Origin of the sequence: Glycomyces amatae (assembly GCF_020991375.1) — a bacterium.
Classification (GTDB): domain Bacteria; phylum Actinomycetota; class Actinomycetes; order Mycobacteriales; family Micromonosporaceae; genus Glycomyces; species Glycomyces amatae.
Genome location: NZ_JAJLQZ010000012.1, coordinates 124,746 through 150,029, shown reverse-complemented (window position 1 = coordinate 150,029; position 25,284 = coordinate 124,746). Strand labels below are relative to the sequence as shown.

22 protein-coding genes and 1 tRNA gene are annotated in these 25,284 nt (G+C 68.8%); 16 read left to right on the top strand and 7 right to left on the bottom strand.

What is annotated here, in order from left to right; genetic code table 11:
* Positions 1 to 318 precede the first annotated feature (318 nt).
* From LO763_RS18580 to LO763_RS18550, 7 genes are all read left to right on the top strand, one after another.
* The gene (locus LO763_RS18580; RefSeq protein ID WP_230787069.1) at positions 319 to 2,016 is read left to right on the top strand and encodes an ABC transporter family substrate-binding protein; all 1,698 of its coding nucleotides are present in this window, start codon (positions 319 to 321) and stop codon (positions 2,014 to 2,016) included.
* Between the two features lie 508 nt (positions 2,017 to 2,524).
* Positions 2,525 to 4,261 carry an ABC transporter family substrate-binding protein gene (locus tag LO763_RS18575; RefSeq protein WP_230787067.1) on the top strand — a complete coding sequence of 579 codons (1,737 nt, stop codon included), beginning with the start codon at positions 2,525 to 2,527 and terminating at the stop codon, positions 4,259 to 4,261.
* Between the two features lie 298 nt (positions 4,262 to 4,559).
* The gene (locus tag LO763_RS18570; protein ID WP_230787064.1) at positions 4,560 to 5,555 is read left to right on the top strand and encodes an ABC transporter permease; all 996 of its coding nucleotides are present in this window, start codon (positions 4,560 to 4,562) and stop codon (positions 5,553 to 5,555) included.
* The gene (locus LO763_RS18565; RefSeq protein WP_230787060.1) at positions 5,548 to 6,462 is read left to right on the top strand and encodes an ABC transporter permease; all 915 of its coding nucleotides are present in this window, start codon (positions 5,548 to 5,550) and stop codon (positions 6,460 to 6,462) included. Before LO763_RS18570 ends, LO763_RS18565 begins: the two co-directional genes overlap by 8 nt.
* Before the next feature lie 2 nt (positions 6,463 to 6,464).
* Entirely contained in the window at positions 6,465 to 7,610 is a 1,146-nt protein-coding gene (locus tag LO763_RS18560) for an ABC transporter ATP-binding protein (protein ID WP_230787057.1), read from the top strand.
* A 5-nt stretch (positions 7,611 to 7,615) separates the two neighbouring features.
* On the top strand, positions 7,616 to 8,650 hold the full coding sequence (locus tag LO763_RS18555) for an ABC transporter ATP-binding protein (RefSeq protein ID WP_230787126.1): 1,035 nt from the start codon (positions 7,616 to 7,618) through the stop codon (positions 8,648 to 8,650).
* A gap of 134 nt (positions 8,651 to 8,784) precedes the next feature.
* Positions 8,785 to 9,249 (top strand): hypothetical protein, encoded by a 465-nt coding sequence (locus tag LO763_RS18550; RefSeq protein WP_230787056.1) that lies wholly within the window; start codon positions 8,785 to 8,787, stop codon positions 9,247 to 9,249.
* Between the two features lie 48 nt (positions 9,250 to 9,297).
* Here the strand turns inward: LO763_RS18550 and LO763_RS18545 are convergent, their stop codons facing one another.
* The 3 genes from LO763_RS18545 to LO763_RS18535 form a co-directional block, all read right to left on the bottom strand.
* The gene (locus LO763_RS18545; protein ID WP_230787050.1) at positions 9,298 to 9,561 is read right to left on the bottom strand and encodes a hypothetical protein; all 264 of its coding nucleotides are present in this window, start codon (positions 9,559 to 9,561) and stop codon (positions 9,298 to 9,300) included.
* 622 nt (positions 9,562 to 10,183) lie between these two features.
* Entirely contained in the window at positions 10,184 to 10,672 is a 489-nt protein-coding gene (locus LO763_RS18540; protein ID WP_230787048.1) for an HAD domain-containing protein, read from the bottom strand.
* A gap of 376 nt (positions 10,673 to 11,048) precedes the next feature.
* The gene (locus LO763_RS18535; protein WP_230787046.1) at positions 11,049 to 12,791 is read right to left on the bottom strand and encodes an HNH endonuclease signature motif containing protein; all 1,743 of its coding nucleotides are present in this window, start codon (positions 12,789 to 12,791) and stop codon (positions 11,049 to 11,051) included.
* Positions 12,792 to 13,490: 699 nt separating this feature from the next.
* Here LO763_RS18535 and LO763_RS18530 point away from each other — a divergent pair.
* The 6 genes from LO763_RS18530 to LO763_RS18505 all read left to right on the top strand — a co-directional run bounded on the left by LO763_RS18530 (position 13,491) and on the right by LO763_RS18505 (position 17,752).
* Positions 13,491 to 13,576: transfer RNA gene (locus LO763_RS18530), tRNA-Leu, on the top strand.
* Positions 13,577 to 13,945: 369 nt separating this feature from the next.
* Positions 13,946 to 15,766 (top strand): sensor histidine kinase, encoded by a 1,821-nt coding sequence (locus tag LO763_RS18525; RefSeq protein WP_230787044.1) that lies wholly within the window; start codon positions 13,946 to 13,948, stop codon positions 15,764 to 15,766.
* A complete protein-coding gene (locus tag LO763_RS18520) occupies positions 15,766 to 16,197 on the top strand; it encodes a roadblock/LC7 domain-containing protein (protein ID WP_230787043.1) in 432 nt (143 codons plus the stop codon). The genes LO763_RS18525 and LO763_RS18520 overlap by 1 nt, the downstream gene beginning before the upstream one ends.
* Positions 16,197 to 16,568, top strand: coding sequence for a DUF742 domain-containing protein (locus tag LO763_RS18515; protein ID WP_230787041.1), 372 nt, complete (start codon positions 16,197 to 16,199; stop codon positions 16,566 to 16,568). Before LO763_RS18520 ends, LO763_RS18515 begins: the two co-directional genes overlap by 1 nt.
* On the top strand, positions 16,546 to 17,148 hold the full coding sequence (locus LO763_RS18510; RefSeq protein ID WP_230787039.1) for a GTP-binding protein: 603 nt from the start codon (positions 16,546 to 16,548) through the stop codon (positions 17,146 to 17,148). The genes LO763_RS18515 and LO763_RS18510 overlap by 23 nt, the downstream gene beginning before the upstream one ends.
* Positions 17,149 to 17,158: 10 nt before the next feature.
* Positions 17,159 to 17,752, top strand: coding sequence for a GAF domain-containing protein (locus tag LO763_RS18505; RefSeq protein ID WP_230787038.1), 594 nt, complete (start codon positions 17,159 to 17,161; stop codon positions 17,750 to 17,752).
* A 102-nt stretch (positions 17,753 to 17,854) separates the two neighbouring features.
* Here LO763_RS18505 and LO763_RS18500 read toward each other — a convergent pair whose 3' ends face one another.
* Positions 17,855 to 19,048: an acyl-CoA dehydrogenase family protein gene (locus LO763_RS18500; protein WP_230787036.1), complete on the bottom strand. Its 1,194-nt coding sequence runs from the start codon at positions 19,046 to 19,048 to the stop codon at positions 17,855 to 17,857.
* Positions 19,049 to 19,452: 404 nt separating this feature from the next.
* On the opposite strand from LO763_RS18500, the gene LO763_RS18495 reads away from it, so the two are divergent.
* The 3 genes from LO763_RS18495 to LO763_RS18485 all read left to right on the top strand — a co-directional run bounded on the left by LO763_RS18495 (position 19,453) and on the right by LO763_RS18485 (position 22,448).
* Positions 19,453 to 21,180 (top strand): bifunctional metallophosphatase/5'-nucleotidase, encoded by a 1,728-nt coding sequence (locus tag LO763_RS18495; protein ID WP_230787035.1) that lies wholly within the window; start codon positions 19,453 to 19,455, stop codon positions 21,178 to 21,180.
* Positions 21,181 to 21,334: 154 nt separating this feature from the next.
* Positions 21,335 to 22,141, top strand: coding sequence for a Bax inhibitor-1/YccA family protein (locus LO763_RS18490; RefSeq protein ID WP_230787033.1), 807 nt, complete (start codon positions 21,335 to 21,337; stop codon positions 22,139 to 22,141).
* Between the two features lie 4 nt (positions 22,142 to 22,145).
* Positions 22,146 to 22,448 carry a hypothetical protein gene (locus tag LO763_RS18485; RefSeq protein WP_230787032.1) on the top strand — a complete coding sequence of 101 codons (303 nt, stop codon included), beginning with the start codon at positions 22,146 to 22,148 and terminating at the stop codon, positions 22,446 to 22,448.
* On the opposite strand, the gene LO763_RS18480 is transcribed toward LO763_RS18485, so the two are convergent.
* The 3 genes from LO763_RS18480 to LO763_RS29985 form a co-directional block, all read right to left on the bottom strand.
* Complete coding sequence (locus tag LO763_RS18480; RefSeq protein WP_230787030.1) at positions 22,445 to 22,765, bottom strand: helix-turn-helix domain-containing protein; 321 nt, start codon at positions 22,763 to 22,765, stop codon at positions 22,445 to 22,447. The two genes, LO763_RS18485 and LO763_RS18480, sit on opposite strands and share 4 nt — an antisense overlap.
* A complete protein-coding gene (locus LO763_RS18475) occupies positions 22,762 to 23,094 on the bottom strand; it encodes a type II toxin-antitoxin system RelE/ParE family toxin (RefSeq protein ID WP_230787026.1) in 333 nt (110 codons plus the stop codon). Before LO763_RS18475 ends, LO763_RS18480 begins: the two co-directional genes overlap by 4 nt.
* Before the next feature lie 93 nt (positions 23,095 to 23,187).
* Positions 23,188 to 25,272, bottom strand: coding sequence for an FUSC family protein (locus LO763_RS29985; RefSeq protein ID WP_230787024.1), 2,085 nt, complete (start codon positions 25,270 to 25,272; stop codon positions 23,188 to 23,190).
* Positions 25,273 to 25,284: the final 12 nt, after the last annotated feature.

Here is a 25,284-nt window from a genome sequence, read left to right as displayed (position 1 = left end):
TCCGCCTTGCGGCGGCGGTCGATACGCCACCTTCCGTCCCGATAATTCAGTGAATTCCCCCGTGGGGCCGATGCCGCATCGGCCCCACGGTCCATTCAGACCACATGCCGCAAGGCGCAAAGTCACGAATACATCACGAATAAACCCCAGTTGGTGACTCGGCCATGTCAATCGCCTCACGTCTGTGCCAGTGTTTGTCACAACACCGCCGAGGGCTGCAACGCCTTCCCCACGCCCGTCAGTCGGGTCGCGAGGCATCGGCGCCCATCGCGCCCGCGCGGAGGCCCCTCGGCATCGATATCTGGAGGAGAACGACTCATGGCTCTGACTCGTAGAGCTCTCGGCGGCCTGACCATCGGCGGTTCCGCCGCCCTGACCCTCGCCGCCTGCGGCGGCAACGACGGCGAAGGCTCCGGCTCCGGCAAGAAGGAGATCATCTGGGCGATCTCCTCTGGTTGGTCTTCCTGGAACGAGAACACCCAGTCGGGCAACAACTCCTACGGGCACCAGGCGATGACGCCGATGACCCCGTGGGGCCAGACCGGCGGCGAGTTCGCCCCCGACGGCGAGTACCACTACGACGACGCGATCTTCGCCGCCGCCCCCGAGCTGGTCTCGGAAGCCCCGATGCAGATCAAGTACGTCCTCAACGAGAACGCCCAGTGGTCCGACGGCGAGCCCGTCCGCCTGGAGGACTTCATCTTCCAGTGGTACTCGGTGTCCGGCAACGCCGACCACGCCAACCAGGAGAAGGCCCTCCCGGCCTCCACCGACTGGGGCTCGCAGATCGCCTCCATCGAGCAGGCCGAGGACGGCTCGATCCTCGTGAGCTACGTCGAGGGCTACTCCGACCCCGAGTGGCTGTTCTCGTCCACCGTCTACCTGCCCAGCCACATCGCCGAGGCGAACGGCTTCGCCGACTGGCAGACCGACCCCGAGGTCATGGGCGACGCGATCCAGTACTTCGAGACCACCCCGCCGACCGTCGGCACCGGCCCGTACAAGCCGACCGACAGCAAGCTCGGCGAGTACATGGTCTACGAGATCAACGAGAACTACCAGGGCTCGGTCAAGCCGACCATCGAGAAGCTCACCCTCAAGGTCATCGAGGGCACCGAGGCGATCGTCACCGAGATGCGCCAGGGCACCATCGACGGCGCCTGGCCGAGCGAGTTCTCCGAGGAGGAGAACGCCAAGATCGCGGAGAACCCCGACTTCCAGATCGAGACCTACGCGGGCGCGGTGTGGCAGCACTTCGACGCCAACACCCAGAACGAGTTCCTCTCGGACGTCGAGCTGCGCAAGGCGGTCTTCACCGCCATCAACGTGCAGGACATCTGCGACAAGAACTACCCCGAGACCGGCGTCAAGCAGAAGCTCAGCCACTTCTTCCTGGCCGACAGCCCCTACTGGGTCGACCACGTGGGCCCGACCGGCCAGGGCTCGGGCGACGTCGAGGCCGCCAAGGGCATCCTCACCGCCGCGGGTTACGAGGTCGGCGACGTCCTCAAGACCCCGGACGGCAAGGAAGTCAAGTTCAACATGCGCTACGCGGACACCAACCCGGTTCGCAAGCTCGCCGCCGAGCTGGCCCAGGCCAGCCTGGAGCAGATCGGCATCGAGCTCGAGATGGTCGCCATCCCCGACGGCGAGCTCGGCAACGTCCTCGCCGAGGCCGACTTCGACCTGATCATCTTCGGCTGGATCGGCTCCGCCGCGTTCACCGTGCAGCCGAGCCAGTACTTCGAGTCGACCTCCGGCTCGAACTACGGCAAGTACAGCAACCCGGTCGCCGACGAGGCCATCGCCAAGGTCCGCTCGACCTTCGACATCGACGAGGCCGCCCAGTTCGCGAACGACGTCGACGCGATCGTCACGCCCGACGCCTACACGCTGCCCCTGTTCGATGAGCCGCAGGTGTTCTACTCGAACCCCGCCGTCCTCGAGGGCCCGGTCACCAACCCGGCCAGCCAGGCCGGCCCGCTGTGGAACATCCGCGAGTGGAAGATCGTCTAAGGGCTCGGTAAGCGCAGCTCACCGAGCGAAGCGGCGGGGCCCCCGGGGTCCCGCCGCTTCCCGCGTTCAGCGCCCGGTTCCAGGGTGCGACCGGGCCGTCGCCGAGCGCCACCGCGCTCCCGGACCCCACCCCCGCTCCCACCCCGACGTGTCCGGTCGCAGCGTTGCGACCCCGAGCCGAATCACGGCGGAAGGCCGCGGCCCGCCGGCCGAGGCCTCCCGGGTTTTCGCTGGCAGACAGTGAAAATTCCGTCTTTCGCCGCCATTCCGGGAATGAACGTCACGGGAACATAACGAACGAAACTCATCTCTGGTTCGTTCGTTCGAAACCCCCGATTCCCGTGGAAGGCTGTACCTCGCGTCACCCGACCCGAAGGCCGGGGGCGAGGCCCAGCCGCCGACCCGACCAGTCGCGGCCCGACCTCGACCGGCCCCGCGCGCGGAGGCCCGCCGCCCACCCGGCGCCCCCGACCGCCCGGTCCCGCGACGCACACCCACGAGAGGAACCATGAAGCGACACCACATGGCGGCCGTCGCCGCCTCAGCCTGCACCGCCCTGGTACTCGCCGGCTGCGGACAGGGCGGCGAGGCCTCGGCCGCCGGCCTGGACGACTGCCTCACCGACCCCACCGGCTGCAACGCCGGTGAGCGCGGCGACGGCGGCGAGATCACCTGGGCCCTCGACGGCTCGTGGGGCTCCTGGAACCAGAACACCTCCGAAGGCAACAACGCGTACGTGAGCGTGGCCCTCGTGGGCATGTGGCCCTACACCGGCCAGTTCGACCCCGCCGGCGACTTCATCGTCAACGAGGGCCTCTTCGCGGCCGAACCCGAACTCGTCAGCGAGGACCCCGTCACCGTCGAGTACACCCTCAAATCCGGCGCGAACTGGGGCGACGGCACCGACGTCACGGTCGACGACTTCATCTACCACTGGTACGCCACCTCCGGGAACGCCGACCTGTGCGACGGCTGCGACCCCGCCAACACCACCCGCGGCTCCCAGGTCGAGTCCATCACCGGCGAGGGCTCCACCGTCACCGTGACCTACGGCGAGGACTACCACTCCGCCGAGTGGCAGTACGAGGAAGTGCTCTCCCAGCCCTCCCACATCGCCGAGGACCAGGGCTTCGACTGGCAGAACGACCCGAAGGCCATGGCCGCGGCCGAGGACTACTTCGCCGAGACCGTCCCGACCTGGTCGACCGGCCCGTTCACGATCGAGCAGGCCGTCCCGGGCGACTACGTCATCTACGTCCGCAACGACGACTGGGCCGGCGACACCGAGGTCACCCTCGACAAGATCACCTTCCGGGTCTTCGACGGCCTCGACAACATCGTCACCGCCCTGCGCAACGGCGAGATCGACGGCGCCTCCCCCTTCTCGGTCACCTCCGAGGCGATCACCCAGCTCGAAGGCGCCGACGGCACCTCCTACGCGGTCGCAGGCGGGCCCTCCTGGGAGCACATCGACCTCAACACGCACAACGAGTTCCTCTCCGACCCGGCGCTGCGCAGGGCCGTCCTGACGGCCATCGACCTCGAGAACATCATCGAGCGCACCTACGCGTTCGTGCAGTCCGACATCGAGCGCAAGAACAACCACCTCTTCCGCAACGGCTCGGAGTACTACGCCGACTACCTCTCCGCCACCGGCCAGGGCTCCGGCGACATCGAGATGGCCCGCGGCGACCTCGAAGAGGCCGGGTACGAATGGGACTCCGACGGCTCCCTCCTCACCCCCGGCGGCGAGCAGGTCACCCTGAACTTCCGCTACTCGGAGTCCAAGGAGAACCGCAAGATCACCGGCGAGCTGACCCAGGCGACCCTCGCCGACCTCGGCATCGACGTCGAGATGCGCGCCATCCCCGACGCCGACCTCGGCAGCGTCCTCGCCGAGGCCGACTTCGACATGATCAGCTACGGCTGGAGCTCCGACCCGCTCTTCGTCGGCTCCGCCTCCCAGTACTGGGCCTCCGACTCCGGCTCGAACTTCGGCGGGCTCGAGGACGACGAACTCGACGCGCTCATCGCCGACATCAACGGCACCCTCGACTACGAGGAGGCCGCCGACCGCGCCAACCTCGCGGTCCAGCGGGTCATCGAGGACGCCTACGTCCTGCCGATCGTGGACACACCGGTCGTGGTCATGGTCTCCGATAGGTTGGTCAACGTCCGCGACAATTGGGCGTCGCAGCAGCGCGCCGCGTACAACATCGCTGAATGGGGGATCGTCGATGAATGAGCAGACCGCCGGCGGGCCGCCGTTCTACGGTGGCACCACTGAACGGGGAACCGGCCGAAGAGCGGACAGGCCATCGGACGGACCCCGCCCCGCGGCGGCGCGCGCAGCGGCGGAACGGGGGGAACAGTGATCGCACAGTGCCAGGCGGCTCGCCGGCCAGGCCCCGGAACGGGGGGCCAGTGAGCCGTAGGAGAGGCCCCGCAGCAGCGGGGCCGGACCGGTCGGCAGGCGAACCGGTCCACAGCAGAGAAACCGTTAACGAGGCATTATGGTTGTATTCATAATCCGGCGAGTCCTGATGATGATCCCGGTGCTCCTGGGGGCCACCATCCTGTGCTTTGTCCTGGTGGACATCCCGAACGACCCCGTCCAGGACCGGGTCTTCGAGATCGAGCAGTCCACCGGCGAGCCGGTCCCCCAGTCGACCATCGACGCCCTCGAGGCGACCTGGTACTACGACCGGTCCATCCCCGAGCGCTATTGGATCTGGCTCACCGGCGTCGGTGACACCAACGACGACATCGGCCTGATCCAGGGCGAATGGGGGCCGTCCATCGAGGGCACCGCCATGCCCATCGGCGACGAGGTCTCCGACAGGTTCTGGATCACGCTCAGACTCGTCCTGTTCGCGACCATCGCCTCCATCGGCATCGCCATTCTCGCCGGTGTCGTCAGCGCGGTCAAGCAGTATTCACGAGTCGACTACACGCTGACGTTCCTCGGCTTCCTGTTCCTGGCCATGCCCATCTTCTGGCTCGGCCAGCTGTTCAAGGAGGGCGCGGTCCAGCTGAACAAGATCCTGGGCTCGACGGTCTTCCAGACGTACGGGTCCGGCACCACCGGCTTCCAAGGCAACGGGTGGGCGGTCTTCGTCGACTCCCTGCCCTACCTGATCGTGCCCACCCTGGTGCTCATGCTCGGCGGCTACGCGGCGATCTCCCGCTACCAGCGCGCCAGCATGCTGGAGGTCATGAACTCCGACTACGTCCGGCTCGCCCGCGCCAAGGGCGTCCGGAACGGGACCGTCATGCGCCGCCACGCGCTGCGGACCGCGCTCATCCCGGTCGCCACCTTCGCACCCCTGTCGCTGTCCGCGGCCATGGGCGGCGCGATGGTCACCGAGCGCATCTTCGGCTGGCGGGGGCTCGGCGTCTACTCGCTCGACGCCATCAACGCCGGCGACACCTTCGCCGTCATGGCCTACGTGCTCATCTCGGGCATCGTGGTCCTCATCGGCGTCCTGATCTCCGACATCCTGTACGGCGTGCTCGACCCGAGGATCCGCTTTGAGTAACACAGCTGCCTCCGACCGCCTCGAATCCGAGGCCCTCTCCACCAAGGAACGCGGCCAGTGGGAGATGGTGTTCCGCCGCTTCTTCCGCCACCGCGCCGCCGTGATCAGCATGGTCATCTTCCTGCTCATCGTGCTGTTCGCCTATGTCGGCCCCTTCCTGTGGAAGTGGGACTACAAGATCCACTCGGAGATCCCCTCGTGGGCCGCCCCGAGCATGGACCACCCGTTCGGCACCGACAAGGCCGGGCGCGACATGCTCGGCGCCATGATGCAGGCGACCAAGCAGTCGCTGAACGTCGCGCTCGTCGTCGCCATCGGCTCGACCGTGATCGGCGCGCTCTACGGCGCCATCGCCGGGTTCTACCGCGGCTGGGTCGACGCGGTGCTCATGCGCTTCCTCGACATCATGTTCGTGATCCCGTTCCTGGTCATCACCGGCGCGCTCGCCGGCGCGATCGACACCAGCGTCCGCTGGTACCACATGGCGATCATCCTGGCCGTCTTCGGCTGGACCTCGATCGCCCGCGCCGTCCGCGCCGAGGTGCTGTCCCTGCGCGAGAAGGAGTTCATCGAGGCCGCCCGCTCGGCCGGCGGCTCCGACTGGCACATCATCGTCAAGCACCTCATCCCGAACACGATGAGCGTCATCATCGTCTCGGTGACGCTCCAGATCGCGTTCGCGATCCTGTCCGAGACGACCCTGTCGTTCCTCGGCCTCGGCATCCAGAGCCCCGACACGTCACTGGGCCTGCTCATCGACGCGGCGGGAGCCTCCGCGTTCAACGAGCACTGGTACCTGTTCTACATCCCGGGTGTCATGATCATCCTGATCGCGCTGACCATCAACTTCATCGGTGACGGCCTGCGCGACGCGATGGACCCGCGACAGACGATGGTGAGGCGATAGCGATGTCGAACATCTCAGTCAGCGCCGGGAACGGCAAGAACCGCGCCGTCGGCGCCAAGGGCGACGTCGTCCTCCAGGTCGAGGACCTCAACGTGTCCTTCCCGACCGAGGACGGCCTCGTCCACGCCGTCCGCGGCGTGTCCTACGAGCTGCGCCGGGGCCAGAGCCTCGGCATCGTCGGCGAGTCGGGCTCGGGCAAGTCGGTCACCTCGATGGCGGTCATGGGCCTGCTGCCCAAGACCGCCCAGATCACCGGCTCGGCGAAGTTCGAGGGCGAGGAGCTCCTCGGCCTCGGCGACCCCGAGCTCTCCAAGATCCGCGGCAAGAAGATCTCCATGATCTTCCAGGACCCGCTGACCAGCCTCAACCCGGTCTACACGGTCGGCTACCAGCTGGCCGAGGCCATCCGCGTCCACTACCCGGACGTGAACAAGGCCGAGGCCCGCAAGCGCTGCATCGACCTGCTCGACTCGGTCGGCATCCCCAACCCGCAGCAGCGGGTGGACGCCTACCCGCACGAGCTCTCCGGCGGCATGCGCCAGCGCGTGGTCATCGCCATCGCCATGGCGAACAACCCGGACGTGATCATCGCCGACGAGCCCACCACGGCCCTCGACGTGACCGTCCAGGCCCAGGTCCTCGAGGCCCTGGAGAAGGCCCGCGAAGAGGTCAACGCGGCGCTCATCCTCATCACCCACGACCTGGGCGTCATCGCCGGGCACACCGACGAGGTCCTGGTCATGTACGCCGGGCGCCCCGTCGAGCAGGGCAGTGTGGACGAGATCTTCTACGAGCCGCGCATGCCCTACACGCTGGGCCTGATCGGCTCGCTCCCGCGCATGGACGAGGACCGGGGCCACCGCCTCACCCCCGTCCACGGCACGCCGCCGTCGATGCTGAACCTGCCGCCGGGCTGCCCGTTCCGGCCGCGCTGCCCCATGAGCCAGGACATCTGCGCCGAGGTGGAGCCGGCCCTGCTGCCGATCAACGGCTCCGGACACGTGGCGGCCTGCCACTTCCAGGAGCAGCTCGAAGGCAAGGCGCCCGACGACGTGTTCGCCGCCGACGCCACCGACCTGTCCGTCGAGGCGGAGATCGAGGCCTCCGAGGCCGAGGCCGTCGTGAACACTGAGGAGGACGACAAGTGAACGCCATGCTCGACACTCCGCAGAACGCGGCCGAACCGGTCATCGCCGGCCGGAACCTCGTCAAGGAGTTCCCGGTCCGCTCGAAGGGCATCCTGCGGCGCAAGGTCGGCGCGGTCCACGCCGTGTCCGGCGTGAGCCTGGACATCGGCGCGACCGAGACCCTCGCCCTCGTGGGCGAGTCCGGCTGCGGCAAGTCCACGACCGCGCGGCTGATGATGAACCTCATCCCGCCGACCTCCGGCGAGGTCCTGTACGACGGCCGGGACCTGACCAAGCTGTCGCGCAACCAGATGCGGCCCATGCGCCGGGACATCCAGCTGGTGTTCCAGGACCCGATGGCGTCGCTGGACCCGCGCATGACGGTCTTCGAGATCATCGCCGAGCCCCTGCGGGTGCACGGCCTGTTCAAGAACGGCGGCCGCGCGCGGGTCAACAGCCTCATCGAGATCGTCGGTCTGAACCCCGAGCACCGCAACCGGTACCCGCACGAGTTCTCGGGCGGCCAGCGCCAGCGCATCGGCATCGCCCGCGCGCTCGCGCTCCAGCCGCGCGTGCTCATGCTCGACGAGCCGGTCTCGGCGCTGGACGTCTCGATCCAGGCCGGCGTCATCAACCTCCTGGAGGACCTCCAGGACGAGCTGGGGCTGTCGTACCTGTTCGTGTCGCACGACCTGTCGGTGGTGCGCCACATCGCCGACAAGGTCGCGGTCATGTACCTGGGCAAGATCGTCGAGGAGGGCACCACGGACCAGCTGTTCGCCGGTCCGGCCCACCCGTACACGCAGGCGCTCATGTCGGCCATCCCGCTGCCGGACCCGCGCAAGGAGCGGACCCGCGAGCGGATCGTCCTCCAGGGCGACGTGCCGAGCCCGTCGAACCCGCCCTCGGGCTGCCGCTTCCGCACCCGCTGCCCGCTGTTCAAGGAGCTGGGCGCGAACGAGCAGTCCAAGTGCATCGAGGTGGAGCCGCTGCTGCACTCCGACCACGACGGCCTGACCCGCGCGGCCTGCCACTACGCGAAGAAGAAGCAGCTGGTCTAACCGCAGAAGACGCAAGCCCCCGGTCGCACGCCGACCGGGGGCTTCGCTTCGCCCGGGCGGCCGCCTTCGACCCGGACGTCCCACCCGACTGGAACCCGCTTGCCTCCCACCGGGGGCGGTGCGAGACTGCCGGGATGACTGCGACCGACGCGACCGTGACCGCCCTCCTCGCCGAACTCGGCGACACCTGGGAGACCGTCGAGAAGATCACCACCGCGAGGGAACGGCTCATCGCCGCCCTCCCCGACTGGCGGCTCCCGGCCGCCTACGGGTTCGCGACGGTCGACGCGGAGGACCGCGTCCGCTTCGCCCGCACCAACATCGGCGTGCACCCGCTCCCGGCGGTGGCGATGGCGACCGTCCTCGGCCACCGGGCCGGCCCGGCCTCCTACCGCCTCGACGCCGAGACGCTGGCCCGCGCGATCCGCCTCCTCGCCCCGGCCGAGGCCTGCACGGCCTACGAGCACCCGAACCTGGCGACCTGGCGCGAACTCCGGAAGACCGTCGACGGCGGCGGTACCGCGCTCGCCGTGTTCCTCGACGACCTGGACTACCAGGGCGACGACCGGGCCGTCGCGGCCCTGCGCGACCTCGCCTGAAGGGCCGGTCGGATCATGGTGGCAAGGACCCGGGCGCGGATCGTCTGCTTATGCGAAGGGGTCGTCTCTCTCGTCGATGCAACCCCACACCTCATCGTCCTCGATCAGCTGCACTCGGGAAGCATCGCCGTCCATCTTGACGGTCACGTGGACTTCGTTGCCCTCCGCATTAATGTGGACCTTCACATCCGTCTGTAGCTGCGGTGTCTCCTGCTCTCGGCCCTGCTCCGCCGGAACGCGCTTTTTGAATTGGCGCACGAACGCCTGCGGGTCCTCGAAAATGGGGGGAAACCCGTCCTGACCGTAAACCATTGCAACTCCTCGCCGCAGGGTCGCCGACCTCGGAATCAGTGACATCCGTAAGCGCAAGTATACCGTTCGAGAGAAGATCGCACCCTCCTCGAATCGATCGATTAATTTGCGTTATTAGTACTCTTTGGGGCCTGATATTTTGGGGCACAGCCTATCGGCCGGGTATGGATCGCGACTGCCGTCGACGATCAGGACCGTCCGGTCACTGGCCCCATCACCGAGCCGGTGGATGCCGTCCTAGATCTCGAGCAGCTGGGCTCACCGCCGTATCGGTGGCCGCCTGGCCGACCGCACCGCTGAGCACGCTGCCGCTGCGGGCTCGGCGGGGTCATTGACGAACCGGTTATCGAGGGTGGCGTCCGACCGGCGGAAATCGTGGTCGGGGGGAACCTCGAGTACTGCATCAGGGACAGCGGTTCTGCGGCCGCGGCGGGACCCCGTAAGACGCATGTCCACTGGTCCAGGTAGGGGGCGAGGTCGCGCAGCGGCGTCGGCGCCTCGCGCCGATCGCCTCCAGCGGGCCAGGGTGATAGCGGGGTCGAGTCGGCGAGAGCCGGAACCGAGCTCCCCGGCCGCCCGGTCCGAGGACGGTCAGAGTCAGGACGGCGGCGAGGAGCCTGTTTCACGCTCCGCGGAGCCAGAGGTCGAGGGCGTCGAAGTCGCGATGAGTGATGCCCTGCGAGGCGTCGACGGGGTGGAGCAGTGCGCGGCCGCGGTGACGGGCGGCGACCCAATCGATGTCGGCGCCGGTGATCTCATCGTCGAGCCAGGCGAATGGACGTCCATCGGTCCAAGCGACCAGTGTGCGCGTCTTCCAATGCAGGTTGAACCACCGGTCTTCGAGCCGGTCTTCGCTTGATGGTTCCGGCCAGCGCACCACCGGCAACGGAGGCAGCCCCAGCCGGGGCGCCACGTCGGTGTTGGCGTCGTCTTCCCAAGTGGTGGCCCAGACCAGTTCACACGGGAGTGCGGCCAGCCGATGACCCAGCTCGGCATCGATCCCAGCGAGGTACGGCTCAGTAGCGGCCGCCGCCGAGCCGTTTCCGTGTCGTCGGCTGAAAGGGATCACGGTCCCGTCGACATCGAGAAAGAGGAGCGGTTGTTCGGTCATCGCCCGCTCAGCATAGGTGCCCGACTGTGAGCGCTTCACGTCATCTCGCGGCCGCCATCGCGACCGAGCGACCTCGCCGTGACAGGGAGTGACAAGGGGATGATCGCGCACGGGATGGGGCCTCGGCCTTGGGGTAGCGATGGCGCGAGGTCAGGGCGGGCAGTGACAAGGGAATGATCGTGCACGAGGCAGGGATTTCAGCTTCGGGGTGGTGATGTCGTGCGGTCAGGGCGGTCGGCGACGGAGGGGTGGTCTTTCTCGGGGTGGGTCCTGCGACCCCGGGCCGGGGGATGTTTGCGGTGAGAGCGGTCGGCGACAACGAGGCAGCTGCTGCTCCGGGTGGGCTCTGCGGCTTTGAGGCGGTGGAGGGTCGCTCTCAGCGCGGGTAGCGGTGGAGGGGCGCTCTCAGCGTGGGCAGTGACGGAGGGGTGGGAGTGAGTCGGTGGTTTTCCGCCCTTGGACATGCTGAGGGGCCCGGCCCCGTGGGGGTTCGGGCTGCGGGCCGTGCGTGTGGTGCGGTGGGCCTCGCGTCCCCCAGCAGTCGCCTGCTGGGGCGGGGTAAGAAGGGTGGTTCGCCGTAGTCGATGGGCCCGATCGGGACCACTGGCCTGACCGGCCTGGCCGTGGTGGCGGTTCCCGCGAGGGCGGGCGCTTTTGGTGATGATGCTTCGGATTCGGCTGTCGGTGCGGCCGGAGGCGTCGGCGTGGCGGCCGGGGCCTGCTCACTGTGATCGCTGCGGTCGGCACTGCTGCCGGTGGTGTCGGCGCTGTTGGTGGTCCTGGTGGTGAAGCGTGCTCGTGCTTTGGCGCGGGCTTCGCGCATGGCGGTCCGGGCGCGTTCGCTTTCGATGATGGCGGCGTGGCCGTCGAGGTCGGGTGTGAGGGTCTGGGACCATTCGGTCCGGTAGAGGCCGGTGGGGAACAGATCCCAGCCCGAATTCTGATGCTCGGTGTCCATGTCGGCGTCGGTGCGCCAGTCCGCGCACCCGCACCCGGTGGTGTCGCTTTCGCTGTTGTCGCTCTGGTGGTCGTGGTGGGTGATGACCGCCGTACCCGGGCCGGTCTTGGTGACGGTCCAGCCGAGGGTGTGGAGGCGGCCGTGGTGGAACCGGCACACCAGGATCAGGTTCGCGGCCGTGGTCTCGCCGCCGTCGGCCCAGTGCACGATGTGGTGGGCTTCGGTCCAGGCGACGGGCCGGGAGCAGCCGTGCCAAACACACCCTGCGGGCTGTTCGAGTTCGAGCTTGCGCCGCAGGGCCACATTCGGGAGGCGTAGGGCGCGGCCGAGTTCGACCGCTTCGCCGGACTCGTAGTCGAACACGCTCGGGATGGTCAGGGCTTCGCAGGCCAGGAGCCGGGCCTGGGCGAGGGAGATCGGGTCGCCGTCCAGCAGGGGCACCCGCCCGGTGTCCTCCCCGCGCAAGGTCGCGATGTCCACGGTCAGGTTCAGGGTCGCGGTGTGTCCGTGCCGGGTGGCGGCCTCGGGCGAGGACCCATAGCCCGCGAGGAGCTGGTGCAGGGCTTCGGCGTGGCGGTTCGCCTGCGGCGGCAGCACCCCGTCAGTGTCGGTCTCGTCCTGGCGGGGCGGCGGGCAGGCGGTCTTCAAATACTTGTCGAGGAGCCTGCCGGTGGTCTCGGTCAACTCGGCTTCGAGGTGCCACATGCCGTTGCCGGTCTCGACCAGGTCGAGGCGCTGGAGGGACTGCTCGCCGAGCGCATCCAGCAGTTCCGATTCTGCGGCGATGGTCGCCCACAGCCCCTCGAGGTGCCGCTGAAGGTCGGCGAAGGAAGCGTGCTGGCAGTACTGGGCCACCATCGCCTCAGGCGTCGCGCAGAGGACCGCGTCATCGAAAGGGGAGGGCACGGGCGCCCGGAAGGGGGTGCGGGCGAACAGGCGCATCGCCGGGGTCTGGTCCAGCTGCCGGACCGCGTAGGCGACCTGATCGATCCGCGCCCGGCCTGATGTAGCAGCCTCGGTGAGGATCCGGAACTTGCCCGAGAGGCGGGCGATCGCGGCGATCGCTCCGGCGGTGTTGAACGTGAAGTCGAACTGGGACAGCAGCAGATCCCGCAGCGCGGAGAACCCGAAGGCCGAGCGGTGGAGGTTCCGTTCTTTCATCGCAATGACTGTGGAAAGCACCTGGGCGTGATGGGCGTTGATCGCCGAAGCAGCAGAATCAAGGGCCGAGCGGATGGCCTCGGCCTGAGTGTTCCGATCTGATTCGGTGAAGGCCTTCATCTTGCTCACCCCCTGGGGAGTTATCCGGTTCTGGTGCTGATTGTGATCGCTGGTGCGATAAGACAATGATGACACTTATTGGGGGGATTGGCATCACTCGAAAGGGTGAAAGTTGCGGCATAGTGGATCTTTATCGGCGGCGCAGCCTCGCCAAACGCACTCGGATCCCGCGGTCGGACAGGGGAAGTCGACCACCCTTCCGTGTCGCTGATTCAAGCGCCTCCACCAAGGCGATCCGCAAAGTCGAAGAACAGTGAGGGGATCTCCCCGCCTCTTTGTCGCCGCCGCCCTGACCTTTCCTGACCTCGGCTGCAAACTGAGCCTGTCAACCCTACTCAAATCACTACATCAACCTTCAAAACGGACATATCTGAGCGTCTCAATCACCTCGAGTGCCGCATGATTCCTCATTCGCCCCTCCGGTCCTCGATGGAGTGACCTGCTTCGGGCAAGATCCTTTTTGGAATCAGGCTTGTGTCGGGAAGCTGACACTTCGGAGTCTCGGGAGGTGCGGGGGCCTCCGCGGGGAAATCGGGGTGACCACGCCGGCGGAAATCCCGCTAGCGTGGCAGCATACGGGCCCGAGTGGTGGAATCTGGTAGACACAGTCGGCTTAAAACCGGCCGTCGGGAGACTTGCGGGTTCAAGTCCCGTCTCGGGCACCAGCGCGGAAACGAATTGCCCGGCAATGGGATCGGACGGAGCGGCGCCGTCCGGTCCTGAAGTGTCGTTCCTCGCAATCCCGACGCTCCTCCCGATCGGGTGATGAATCCTCCGTCCCCCGGGACTCTCCGCGTCTCGTGTCCACGAGCTCGCTGACCTGCTGTGACGGGCCTGTGAACGGCCTGTTTCGCGTCACCGTCCGATTGCATCTCCAGGTTGACTGGACAGGGCAGCCATGCTATCCAGAGAACTGAGCGCTGATACCATTCTGTCGAAACAGCCGGTGGGGACAAGGCATTCCCTTCTGCTGCAACGACTTTGTCACTTCCCGGTATCGCGGAAGCCGATAGGCCAGTGTCGTGAGGATGGCGATGCCCGAAACACCTCGGTCCACAACTCATACTTTCCAACCCTCCGGGCCAGCGCCCCACCCCTCCGGCTCCAGCGCCGCTGAGGACTCCGGCGCCCCGGCCGATCTCAAGTCCCGCCTCCTGCGCGCGGCGCTGCTGCCCCTCGGCGCGGCCGTCGTCATCGGCGCAGGCGTGGCGGTCTACCTGCTCCAGGCCCCGGTCGACCGACCCGGGTGGATGACCCCCGCCGTGCTCGGCTCCGCCGCGGTCCTGGCGGCCCTGGTCGCCTACCTCGCGGCCGCTTCGGCCTCGAAGACGGACGCCCAGCTCAACCGCCGCGTCACGGTGGTCCGCAGGTCTACGGTGGAGACCCACTACAAGGTCTGGCAGGTCCTCGACGACCTCCAGCGGCACCTCCCCGCCGACCAGCGCTGGTCCGTGCCGCTCCCCAACCCCGGCGCGAGCGCCCCGACCACCGACGAGGCCCTGCGCCTGCTCGCAGCGGAGGCCCGGCACCTGCGTGCGGCCGCCGAGGCGGTCGCCGCCCGCGGCGTGCGCCCGCCCGCCCCGCAGGCCGCCCCCGTCGCCGCCCCCGCGGCCCCGATGATCACCTCGGGCCCGATCGACGCGGTCAACGTCAACTCCCGCGTGGGCATCTTCGTGAACCTGGCCCGCCGCCTGCAATCGCTGGTGCACCGGGAGATCGAGCAGCTCGACGAGCTGGAGAACCAGGTCGAGGACCCCGACCTGCTCAAGGGCCTGTTCTCGGTCGACCACCTGGCCACGCGGATCCGCCGCCACGCGGAGAACCTCGCGGTCCTGGGCGGCGCGACCTCGCACCGGCAGTGGTCGCGCCCGGTCAACGTCTACGAGGCGCTGCGCAGCGCCGTGGCGGAGGTGGAGCAGTACGCCCGCGTGAAGCTGGTGCGCCCCATCGACGGCACCCTCAAGGGCCACGCGGTCGCCGACATCATCCACCTGGTCGCCGAGCTGGTCGAGAACGCGACGACGTTCTCGGCCCCGAACACGCAGGTGCTCATCCGGGTCGCCCGGGTCCGCACGGGCCTGGCGGTCGAGGTCGAGGACCGCGGCCTGGGCATGGAGCCGCACGAGCGCGACCGGTTCAACAAGATGCTGGCCACGCCCGACCAGGTCGACCTGGACGAGCTCCTGGCCGACGGCCGCATCGGCCTGTACGTCGTCTCCTCGCTGGCGCACCGCCACGAGCTGACGGTCCAGTTGCAGTCCAACATCTTCGGCGGCACCCAGGCGGTCCTGGTCGTGCCCGAGGAGCTCCTGGGCGACGACACGCCCGCGCCGAAGGCCGCGCCGCGCGAGATCCCGGCGGCCCCGCAGCAGATGCCGGTCCGCCAGCCGGGCGCGGCGACCCCGCCGCAGCTGCCGTCGGTGCAGCTGCGCCCCCTCCCGACGGCCGGCACCGGCCACTACAGCGCCCCCGCCCCTCCGCCCCGTATGGACGCCACGGCGTACGCGCCCTCGTACGCCCCTGCCAGCGGCTCTCCGAGCGTCGACACCGGTGCCCTGCCGGTGACGGCTGAGCTCCAGGTCGTGACCGATTTCCCGGAGGACCGCATGAACGGTTCCGGCGGCGCGCACGCCTTCGAGCCGGACGGACGTCCGGCGCTGCCGAAGCGCAACAAGCAGACGCACCTGGCCCCGCAGCTGCGGGACGCCCCGCAGTCGGGCGCCCGCGGTGCGGAGGCCGGCCACGACCCGGGCCTGATGCGGGCGTTCCAGCAGGGCCAGCAGCGCGCGGACGCCGGTCCGCAGATCCCCACATCCGATGGTTCCGTTTCTCCGTACAGGAATGAGGAGTTCTAATGGCAGGCGACGAGGCAGGCGCGCAAACGGATCTCAGCTGGCTGCTGGCGGGGCTCGTGCGGAAGGTCCCGCACACCCGCAGCGCCCTCCTGCTGTCCTCGGACGGCATGAAGAAGGCCTTCCACGGGCTGGGGGTCGACCAGGCCGACCAGCTCTCCGCGATCGCGTCGGGCATGTTCTCGCTGGCGCGGTCGGCGGGCGCCCAGTTCGGCTCGACCGGCTCGGTCCGCCAGGTCGTGGCGGAGCTGGACGACACGCTGCTGTTCGTCTCGACGGCGGGCCAGGGCGCGGTCCTGGCCGTGACCGCCGGTCGTGAGGCGGACGCGGGCGTGCTCGGCTACGAGATGTCCATTCTGGTCAAGAGCGTGCGTCCGTACCTGGAGACGCCCGTTCGCAGGCCCGCCACGACGAGTGGAGAAATGGTGGGCTGATGTCCGACTTCGAGCACCGGCCGCTGCTCGACGAGGACGCGGGGCCCCTGGTCCGGCCGTACACCGTCAGCAATGGGCGCACTGCCCCCACCGCGAAGTTGGACCTCTTGTCACTGGTCCGGTCGACCGGTCAGCTGCGTCCCTCGCAGCTGGAGGCCGAGCACGCCGAGGCGCTGATCCTCTGCCACGAGCCGATCTCGGTGGCGGAGGTGTCGGCGCACCTCCGGCTCCCCGCAATGGTCATCAAGGTCCTGCTGTCCGACCTGGTGGACTGCGGAGCCGTCATCGCCCACGCACCCGATCCCGCCGTCGACCCCACCGACAAAACCGTATTGGAGGCACTCCTCAATGGCCTACAACGGCGACTCTGACCGATCGCCCGCACAACAATCAGCCCTGCCCACCGCCATCAAGCTGCTCGTCGCGGGCGGTTTCGGGGTCGGCAAGACGACCTTCGTCGGGGCGGTCTCGGAGATCGAGCCGCTGAGCACCGAGGAGACGATCACCACCGCCTCGATCGGCGTCGACGACCTGACCGGCGTGGGGGACAAGGTGACCACCACGGTGGCCCTGGACTTCGGCCGGATCACGCTCGACCCGCAGCACATCCTGTACCTGTTCGGCACCCCCGGGCAGGACCGGTTCTGGTTCATGTGGAACGAGCTGTCCGACGGGGCGTTCGGCGCGGTCGTGCTCGCCGACACGCGGCGCCTGGAGGACTGCTTCCCGGCGCTGGACTTCTTCGAGCGCCGCGGGACGTCGTTCATCGTCGCGGTCAACGAGTTCGAGTCGGGCTACCACTACGAGCCGGAGGAAGTCCGGTCCGCCCTGGACCTCAAACCGAATATCCCGATCGTCTGCTGCGACGCACGCGATCCACGTTCCGCAACGTTGGTGCTGGTCACCTTGACCAAGCACCTGATGTCGGCCGCTGCTTCGAGCGTCCGCTAAGGAGCCCAGCATGTCCATTCCCGAGAACGAGTTCCGCCTCACCATCACGCCCGACGACCCGGGCGCCCCCGAACGGGTCAAACGCCTGCGCGCGCTCGGGATCGGCGACCTGCCCGACCCCGAGTTCGACGAGTTCGCGCGCGAGCTGACCGAGTTGACGGGCGCGCCGTACGCGATGGTCAACTTCATCGACGAGGACCGCCAGTACTTCGCGGGCCTCGCGGCCCCGGCCCCCGGCGGGGCCAACCAGGCGATGGCGGGGGTCGAGGAGCCCCCCGAGGTCGGCCGCGAGATGGACCGCGACCACGGGTACTGCCCGCACGTCGTGGTGCGCGGCAAGGCGCTCGTGCTGGGCGACGTGTGCGACTACCCGCGTTTCGCGGGCAATCCGGTGGTCGACAAGATCGGCATCCGCTCCTACCTGGGGGCGCCGCTGATCGACGACCAGGGGAACACGCTGGGCACGGTGTGCGTGGTCGACACGGAGACGCACGACTGGGGCCGGCCGGGCCTGGACATCATCAAGGGCATGGCGGCCAAGGTGATGGACCGGATCAGGGAGCGCAACGCGTCCGAGCGGGGCGAGGGCCCGCTGCAGGGGTAGCGAAAAGGAGGAGGCCGCGAAAGCCGCCTCCTCATTTCGTCTCGGGCCGTGTTCAGATGGGGTGCGATGCTCCGGCCGATCCTCCGGATATCGCGCTTCAGTTCAGTGCACGCCGACCGGTTCGCCGTTGACGATGCGGGCGGACCACTGGCCCTTGCTCCGCCCCATCGCCGCCTCGGCGAGCCGCAGGCGCTGGATGTCGGAGGTGCCCGCGGGCGCGAAGATGTGGTAGGCGTCGCGCAGGAACCGCTCGATCGGCCGGTCGGTGGAGAGTCCGGCGGCCGCGTGGATCTCCATGGCCTCCCTCGCGGAGTCCATGGCGGACTCGACGTTCACGAGTTTGGCGTTCATCAGCTCGATGTCGCAGGGCTGGCCCTGGTCGAGCAGGTGCACCGCGTGGTAGGCGGTGATCCTGGCGGTCATGAGCCGCGAGGTGATCTGGCCGATCTTCTGCTTGATGTTGTCGAGCTCCGCGATCGGCTTGCCGTACAGCTCCCTTTCGGAGGCGTACGCGACCGTGGCGTCCAGGATGGCCTGGTGGATGCCGAGGGACACCGCGGTGAGGTTGCTGCGCCCGTAGAGGATCGAGGACGAGTAGGCGACGGCGAGGCCGTCGCCCTCGTTCCCGAGCCGGTTGGACGCGGGGATGCGGCAGTTCTCGAAGAGGAGCTCGCCGAAGCTGAAGCCGTGGAGGCCCATCGTGGACTGCTGGGGGGCGAGTGCGAACCCGGGCCGGTCCGACTCGACGAGGAACGCGGTCAGGCCCTTGGGGCCCAGGCCGGTCCGGACGACGACCCCGTGGACGTCGCCGACATGGCTGTTGCCGACGAAGACCTTGTGGCCGTTGAGGATGTAGTCGTCGCCGTCGCGGACGGCCCTGGCGCGCATGCCGAGCACGTGTCCGCCGGAGGCGGACTCGGTCACGGCGATGGTGGGCAGGCACGTGCCGTCGGCGACCTTGGGGAGCCAGGTCTTCCTCTGCTCGTCGGATCCGAAGTGGAGGATCTTGGCGACGCCGAGCTGCGAGGCCTGGACCATGGCGCCCATGGCCCCGGAGACCCGCGAGAGCTCTTCGATGACGATGGTCTTCGCCAAGTGCCCCATGCCCATGCCGCCGTGCTCGGCGGGGATGGTGACGCCGAGCCACCCCTGGGCGGCGATGAGGCGGGACAGTTCGTGATGGACGGTCTTCCGGGTTTCCATCTCGGGGACGCGCGGGGCGATCTCGCGTTCGGCGAAGGCCCTGACCTCGGATCTGAGGGCGTCGTGCTGTTCAGTCGTGAAGTAACCGGTCAACGGGTAACCCCCTGTGGGCGTGGGTGCTTGCCTATGACCGCTCCGCAGCAGTCCCCACCAGTGACAAGCTGTATATGCGAGTTGTTCTCGCAGTGACTGTAGCAACCGTTATCGCATGGGGCAAGGGACGGCATTGTGGACATTGGGTTGTTACGCAGCGGTAACAAGCTGTTGCAACGCAATGGATCACGTGCGTATTCACTCGTCCCATATCCCGGGAGTGAGGGTGTGCTCACGGTAGCGCTGTGCTACATCGGGCGGAGGTCCCGGACGGTTCCCCGTACGCGGTGAAGGCGTTATGCTGCGTTGACTCGGGCGCAATCGTCCCATGATCGGCTCAGGCCGCGCCGCGCGGCCGCCTCCGGTCGGCGCGCGCCCAACCCATCGACGCCCAACGGAGAGCCATGTTCACCTTCAGACGCAAGCGCCGCGCGGTCGCCGCCGTCGTCGGCGCGGCCGCCCTCGCGGCCGCCACGCTGGCCGTCGGCGCCTGGTCCGCCGACGGCCGCCCCGGCCACGGCCACGGCCGCCAGGTCGACCTGCAACTGCTGGCCATCAACGACTTCCACGGCAACATCGAGGCCGCCTCGAGCCTCACCTACCCGGGCGTCGACGGCCCCGTGGGCGGCGCCGAGTACCTCGCGACCCATCTCGAACAGGCCCGCGAAGGCGAGCGCTACTCGACCACCGTCGCCGCCGGCGACCTCATCGGCGCCAGCCCCTTCCTCTCGGCCGTCTTCGACGACGAGCCCACCATCGAGTCGCTCAACGAGATGGGCGTCGAGGTCTCCTCCGTCGGCAACCACGAGTTCGACGCCGGCTTCGACGAGCTGAACCGCATCATCGAGGGGGACGAGGACTTCGAGGGCGCCGACTTCCCCTACCTCGGCGCGAACGTCGTCGACGAGGCCACCGGCGAACCCGTCCTGGACCCGTACTGGATCAAGCGCTTCAAGGGCGGCGTCAAGGTCGGCTTCATCGGCATGACCCTCGAGGGCACCGGCGACATCGTCTCCCAGTCCGGCATCGAGGGCCTGGAGTTCCTCGACGAGGTCGAGACCGCCGACCAGTACGCCCGGGAGCTCGAGCGCAAGGGCGTCAACGCGATCGTGGTCCTCCTCCACGAGGGCGGCGTGCCCGTCGCCGAGGACACCGGCCACGACTGCGAGTCCCTCGACGGCACCGGCACCGGCATGTCCGGCCCCATCGTCGACATCGCCGAGACCATGAGCCCCCTCGTCGACGTCGTCATCACCGGCCACACCCACAACGAGTACGTGTGCTCGGTGCCCGACCCCGCCGGCAACCCGCGCATGGTCACCTCGGCCTCCTCCTACGGGAAGGTCTTCACCCAGATCGACGCGACCTACGACAAGCGCACCAAGGACATCGTCCGCTCCACCGTGACCGGCTCCAACACCGTCGTCACCCGCGACGTCGAGGCCGACGGGGACCAGACCGACATCCTCGAGGAGTACGGCCCCCTCGCCGAGGAGGCCGGGAGCCGCGTCGTCGGGCACATCGCCGAGGACATCACCCGCGGCGCGACCCGCGCCGAGGAGTTCCCGCTCGGCTCGCTCATCGCCGACGCCCAGCTGTGGAACACCGCGGGCGCCGACGAGGGCGGCGCCGAGATCGCGTTCATGAACCCCGGCGGCGTCAGAGCCGACCTGCTCTACGACCAGGGCACCCCCGGCGAGGCCACCTACGGGGAGGTCTTCACCGTGCAGCCGTTCGCGAACTACGTCGTCACCCTGGACCTGACCGGCGCGCAGATCCTCGCCGCGCTCCAGCAGCAGCTGCCGAGCGAGGACCGCGAGACGACACTCGTGCTCCAGGTCTCCGAGGGCTTCACCTACACCTGGGACGAGACGCGGGAGGGCACCGACCAGATCGTCGCCGACTCGCTGGAGCTGAACGGCGAGCCGATCGTCGCCGACCAGGTGTACCGGGTCACGGTGAACTCGTTCCTCGCCGACGGCGGCGACTCCTTCGCCGCGTTCGCCGAGGGCCGGAACCTCCTCTACGGCGAGCTCGACGTCGACGCGTTCGAGGACTACATCGCCGAGTTCGGGACGGCCGACGCCCCGCTGGAGGCCCCCGAGCTGGGCCGCATCACCGTCGTCTCCTAGTTTCCTGAGCGTATTCACAGGCGACGGGGCCCTCCGGGGCCCCGTCGCCTGTCGTGTTTCAGGCGCGGACCGGATACGCTGTTACCACCCTTGAACATTCAACGGAGGACCGCAGGTCATGGCAATGCAGAGCAGGAACTCATCCCTTCGAAATATGGTGAAGACCCAGTACAACGAGCAGCACATGGGTGCCGCGTACGGGCCTTACGGACAGATGACGCAAGCCCCGCAGGCCCAGACCATGCGGATCGACGACGTCATCGTGCGCACCGTCGCGCTCGTCGCCGCGACCTTCGTCGCGGCGATCTTCACGTTCTCGATGGTCAACGACGCCATCGGCACCGACATGCTCGGCAACCCCGTCGTCGTCGACGAAGGCGCCTTCGGCACCGCCATGGCGCTCGGCACCGTCGGCATGCTCATCGGCCTCGGCGTCATCATCTTCTCGATGTTCAAGCCGGTCACCAACCCGATCGTGGCGTTCGTCTACGCCATCGGGCAGGGCCTCCTCCTCGGCGGCGTCTCCGCGTACTTCGACGCCATGTGGCCCGGCATCGTCGTGAACGCCCTCCTCGCGACCATCCTCGTCTTCGGCGGCATGCTCGCGCTCTACAAGTTCCGCATCCTGCGCAACTCGCCGATGTTCACCAAGGTCATGGTCGGCGCCGGCTTCGGCATCTTCGCCCTCATGGCCGTCAACCTGGTCGCGGGCCTCTTCGGCCTCGACCTCGGCCTGTTCGCGAGCGACGGCAACGCCAACGCGCTCCAGTGGATCATCGCGATCGTGCTCACCCTCTGGGCCGCGTTCTCGTTCATCCTCGACTTCGACATGATCGAGTACTCCGCGCAGAACGGCGCCCCGAAGAAGTACGCGTGGGCCGGCGCCTTCGGCCTCACCGCGGGCCTGATCTTCCTGTACTGGAACCTGCTGCGCCTGCTGTCCTACTTCCAGAGCAACTAGCCGGTTGAGCACCGAACTCGAGCGGGCGATCGGGCGCGTCGTCGAAGGCACGCGCCACTGGTCGCCCGCTCGCTGGGCTTCCCGGGCCGGTGCGATGCACGCGCTCGTCCAGGACCTCGCCGACGTGGGCGCCGAAGCCGAAGGCCGGCCGAGACGCGAGGTCCCCCGGCTCCCGAACGACACCCACCTGCCCGACCAGCTCCAGGTCATCGGCCTGGACCTCCTCGAATTCGAGTCGGTGCTCACCCCCGGGCAGCGCGAACGCGCCCTGGCCGCGATCGGCCGGGCGCGCGCGGTGCTGTTCTAAGCGCCGATGTCGATGACCTGGCCGTCCGGGAAAGCGATCGAAGTGATCAAGGCACCGCCCAACGCCCGCGCGTATCGAGCGAGCACTTCAGTGCCGGAGTTGTCCCCCTGTTCGATCTGGGACACGCGGCCTTTGGTGATTCCCATGCGTTCGGCCACTTCTTTCTGCGTGAGGTCCCGGGAGCGCCTGATCTCAGCGAGCCGGGCGCCGCGGTTCTCCTGAAGCGACTCCTTGGAACGCTTCGCAACCGCTTCCTCGCCGCCCGCGCGGTCCACGAGTTCGTCACGGACGTCCTTCCAGTCGACGTAACCTTTCATCGCGTCTCCCCTGCTTCGCGGTCCTTGACATATCGCCGGTACCGGTCCTCCGCCAGCGGGATGGCGTCCTCGTACCAGACCTTCCATCTGTTCGCTTTGTCGCCTGCGACGAGCAGGATGCAGGATCTCCATGGATCGAAGGCGAACGGTATGCGAACGGTGCCTTGTCGGAGCTCCTCGAGGTTTTTGAGCATTGAGCCTTTGATGGTGTCGACCATCGGCCGACCCAGTCCCGGCCCGTGCTCGCGGAGCAGGTCGATGGCGTCGAAAATGCGCTCGAAGTCGTCCTGTTCGAGTGCCTCGGTCCACTCGCGCACCTCGTCGACCATCTGGATTTTCCACTCCGGGGAGGTTCTTCCATGTCCGCGGGTCTAGGAATAACTAGGCCTAAATTTTCGGCGGCACGCCAACGCGAAATCCGTTTATTGCCAATCGGCCATCAGCAGCGCCACGTCGTCGAGGGCCTCGACCATGTTGTCCGACTCCCAGCGCAGCACGTTGCGCCTGGTGCGCGTGTCCCGGTCCTCGACCGCCGACAGGCGCAGGTCCAGGCGGTGCACCGCCTGGCTCAGGTCCACGCCGCCCGGCGGGGCCGCGCCCCGCGCCAGCGCCGCCAGCCGCAGGTAGGCCGCGTCCACCGCGTCCGCGAACGCGTCCACCCCCGCCAGGCCCGTCGCCTCCTCCTCGCCCCTGCCGAGGGTCGCGTTCACCGCCACCAGCGCCCGCCCCGCCCGCGACAGCGCGGCCTCGGCGCCCAGCACGTCCGCCGACAGCGGGCCCGGCCCGGTGATCGGCTCGGCCTTCGCCTGGTCCGCCGCGGTGGCGAGCGCGGCGCGCCGGGTCCGGATCCGGTCGATCGCGGCGTGCATGACCTTCCGGTCGTAGTCCGCCGGGTGCGCCTGCCGGTCCAGGGAGAGCCGCGCGTAGTCCCGGTAGGCGTCCACCAGGTCGCCGAGGAGGTCGCCGAGGCGCCGGGTCTGCCAGGTCGGCACCAGGACGTAGAAGCCGATCGCCAGCACCGCCCCCGCCAGCGTGCACACGCCCCGGTCGACGGCCGCCAGCAGCGGGCTCTCGCCCGACAGGTCGATCTGGAACACCGTGAAGCCCGAGACGGCCGCGATGAACACCAGCATCGACACCGGCCGCGCCAGGTACGCGACGAGCGCGCACGCGAGCACGGCCAGGCTCAGCCACAGCAGGTCGGTGGGCAGCAGGAGCCCCAGGAGCGAGGCGAGGACGACGCCGCCGGTGGTGCCGACCGCGCGGGTCGTGCCGCGGGTGAGCGTCCCCGCGAAGTCGGCCTGGAGCACCACCCACGCCGTCAAGGGGATCCAGTAGCCGTGCTCGGTGGGCCACAGCAGGCCGACGATCATGGCCACGGCGATGACGCCCGCGCGGCGCAGCGCGTGGTGGACGACGGGGTCCCGGCGGTGCAGCCGGGCCCGGAGCTGGCCCATCGCCTGCCGGACGGTGCTGGTGGCGTGCGCCAGCGCGGGGTCGGCCACGACCTGCTCGCCCCCGGCGGTGATGCGCTCGGCGAACCCGCCGGTCTCGTGCAGGGTGCGCAGGAGCCCGCCGATCTCGGTGGGCATGGTGCCGGTGGCGGTCGCCATCGGGTTCTGCGAGAGGCCGTCGAGCAGCGCGTCCCAGTCCAGCTCGGCGGGCTTGCGGGCGGTGATGCGCTCGGCGAAGGCGTGCAGCAGCCGCCCCGCGAGCTCGAGCGCCTCGGAGTAGAACGCGACGGTGTCGCGGTCCTGGGCGTCGGCCCGGGCCCGGGCCGAGGCGGTGCGCCCGATCGCGATCGACACCGCGTAGATCTGGCGGCGCGCCTCGAGGATCGCGGCGGGCAGGACCCGGCGGCCGTCGAGCTCCCGGGCGGCCTCGACGAGCGTCTCGGTCTGGAACGGCGCGTTGGGGTCGGCGGCGAGCGCGTCCGCCTCGGCCGCGAGCGCGAGCCAGGCGTCGGCGAGGGCGCGCCGGTCCTCGGCCCACCGGTAGTAGGGCGGCAGGAGCGCCATCCCGGCCTGGACCGCGCCGCCCGCGCAGACGGCGAGGGCCGCGAGCCACACGGTGGTGCCGACCGTGAGGTGGTCGGCGAGGAAGAACACTATCCCCGAGACGGTGAGGGTGACGCCCGCGACGTGGCTGATCGAGCCGACGAAGGTGAGCGTGAACGCGTAGGCGGTCGCCGCCGCGACGAGCAGGACCGGGTGCCCGATCGCGCCGAGGACGAGCCCGACGGCTCCGGCCGCGCCGATGAACAGGGGCATCACCGGGCCGGTGCGGGTGCCGGGGGTGAGGAGGACGACGCCGCCGAGCCAGGCGCCTATGACCGCGGCGGGCCCCCAGCCGGGGTCGCCGTCGAGGAGGACGACCACGCCCATGGCGAGGGCGACGCCGACTCCGGCGCGCACCGCGAGCACGGGCGCGGCCTCGCCGGGGGTCCACGACCGCAGGTCGGCGCCGACCCGGCGGAACGACTCGACCACACCGGGGTTGTTGAGCACGTCATCAGGGTA

Coding starts and splice junctions, on each gene's coding strand:
- LO763_RS18560 (WP_230787057.1), top strand. CDS start 6,465: ATGTCGAACATCTCAGTCAGCGCCGGGAACGGCAAGAACCGCGCCGTC.
- LO763_RS18475 (WP_230787026.1), bottom strand. CDS start 23,094: ATGGTCGACGAGGTGCGCGAGTGGACCGAGGCACTCGAACAGGACGAC.
- LO763_RS18515 (WP_230787041.1), top strand. CDS start 16,197: ATGTCCGACTTCGAGCACCGGCCGCTGCTCGACGAGGACGCGGGGCCC.
- LO763_RS18570 (WP_230787064.1), top strand. CDS start 4,560: ATGATGATCCCGGTGCTCCTGGGGGCCACCATCCTGTGCTTTGTCCTG.
- LO763_RS18480 (WP_230787030.1), bottom strand. CDS start 22,765: ATGAAAGGTTACGTCGACTGGAAGGACGTCCGTGACGAACTCGTGGAC.
- LO763_RS18490 (WP_230787033.1), top strand. CDS start 21,335: ATGGTGAAGACCCAGTACAACGAGCAGCACATGGGTGCCGCGTACGGG.
- LO763_RS18505 (WP_230787038.1), top strand. CDS start 17,159: ATGTCCATTCCCGAGAACGAGTTCCGCCTCACCATCACGCCCGACGAC.
- LO763_RS18535 (WP_230787046.1), bottom strand. CDS start 12,791: ATGAAAGAACGGAACCTCCACCGCTCGGCCTTCGGGTTCTCCGCGCTG.
- LO763_RS18520 (WP_230787043.1), top strand. CDS start 15,766: ATGGCAGGCGACGAGGCAGGCGCGCAAACGGATCTCAGCTGGCTGCTG.
- LO763_RS18510 (WP_230787039.1), top strand. CDS start 16,546: ATGGCCTACAACGGCGACTCTGACCGATCGCCCGCACAACAATCAGCC.
- LO763_RS18550 (WP_230787056.1), top strand. CDS start 8,785: ATGACTGCGACCGACGCGACCGTGACCGCCCTCCTCGCCGAACTCGGC.
- LO763_RS18545 (WP_230787050.1), bottom strand. CDS start 9,561: ATGGTTTACGGTCAGGACGGGTTTCCCCCCATTTTCGAGGACCCGCAG.
- LO763_RS18540 (WP_230787048.1), bottom strand. CDS start 10,672: ATGACCGAACAACCGCTCCTCTTTCTCGATGTCGACGGGACCGTGATC.
- LO763_RS18525 (WP_230787044.1), top strand. CDS start 13,946: ATGCCCGAAACACCTCGGTCCACAACTCATACTTTCCAACCCTCCGGG.
- LO763_RS18555 (WP_230787126.1), top strand. CDS start 7,616: ATGCTCGACACTCCGCAGAACGCGGCCGAACCGGTCATCGCCGGCCGG.
- LO763_RS18495 (WP_230787035.1), top strand. CDS start 19,453: ATGTTCACCTTCAGACGCAAGCGCCGCGCGGTCGCCGCCGTCGTCGGC.
- LO763_RS18580 (WP_230787069.1), top strand. CDS start 319: ATGGCTCTGACTCGTAGAGCTCTCGGCGGCCTGACCATCGGCGGTTCC.
- LO763_RS18575 (WP_230787067.1), top strand. CDS start 2,525: ATGAAGCGACACCACATGGCGGCCGTCGCCGCCTCAGCCTGCACCGCC.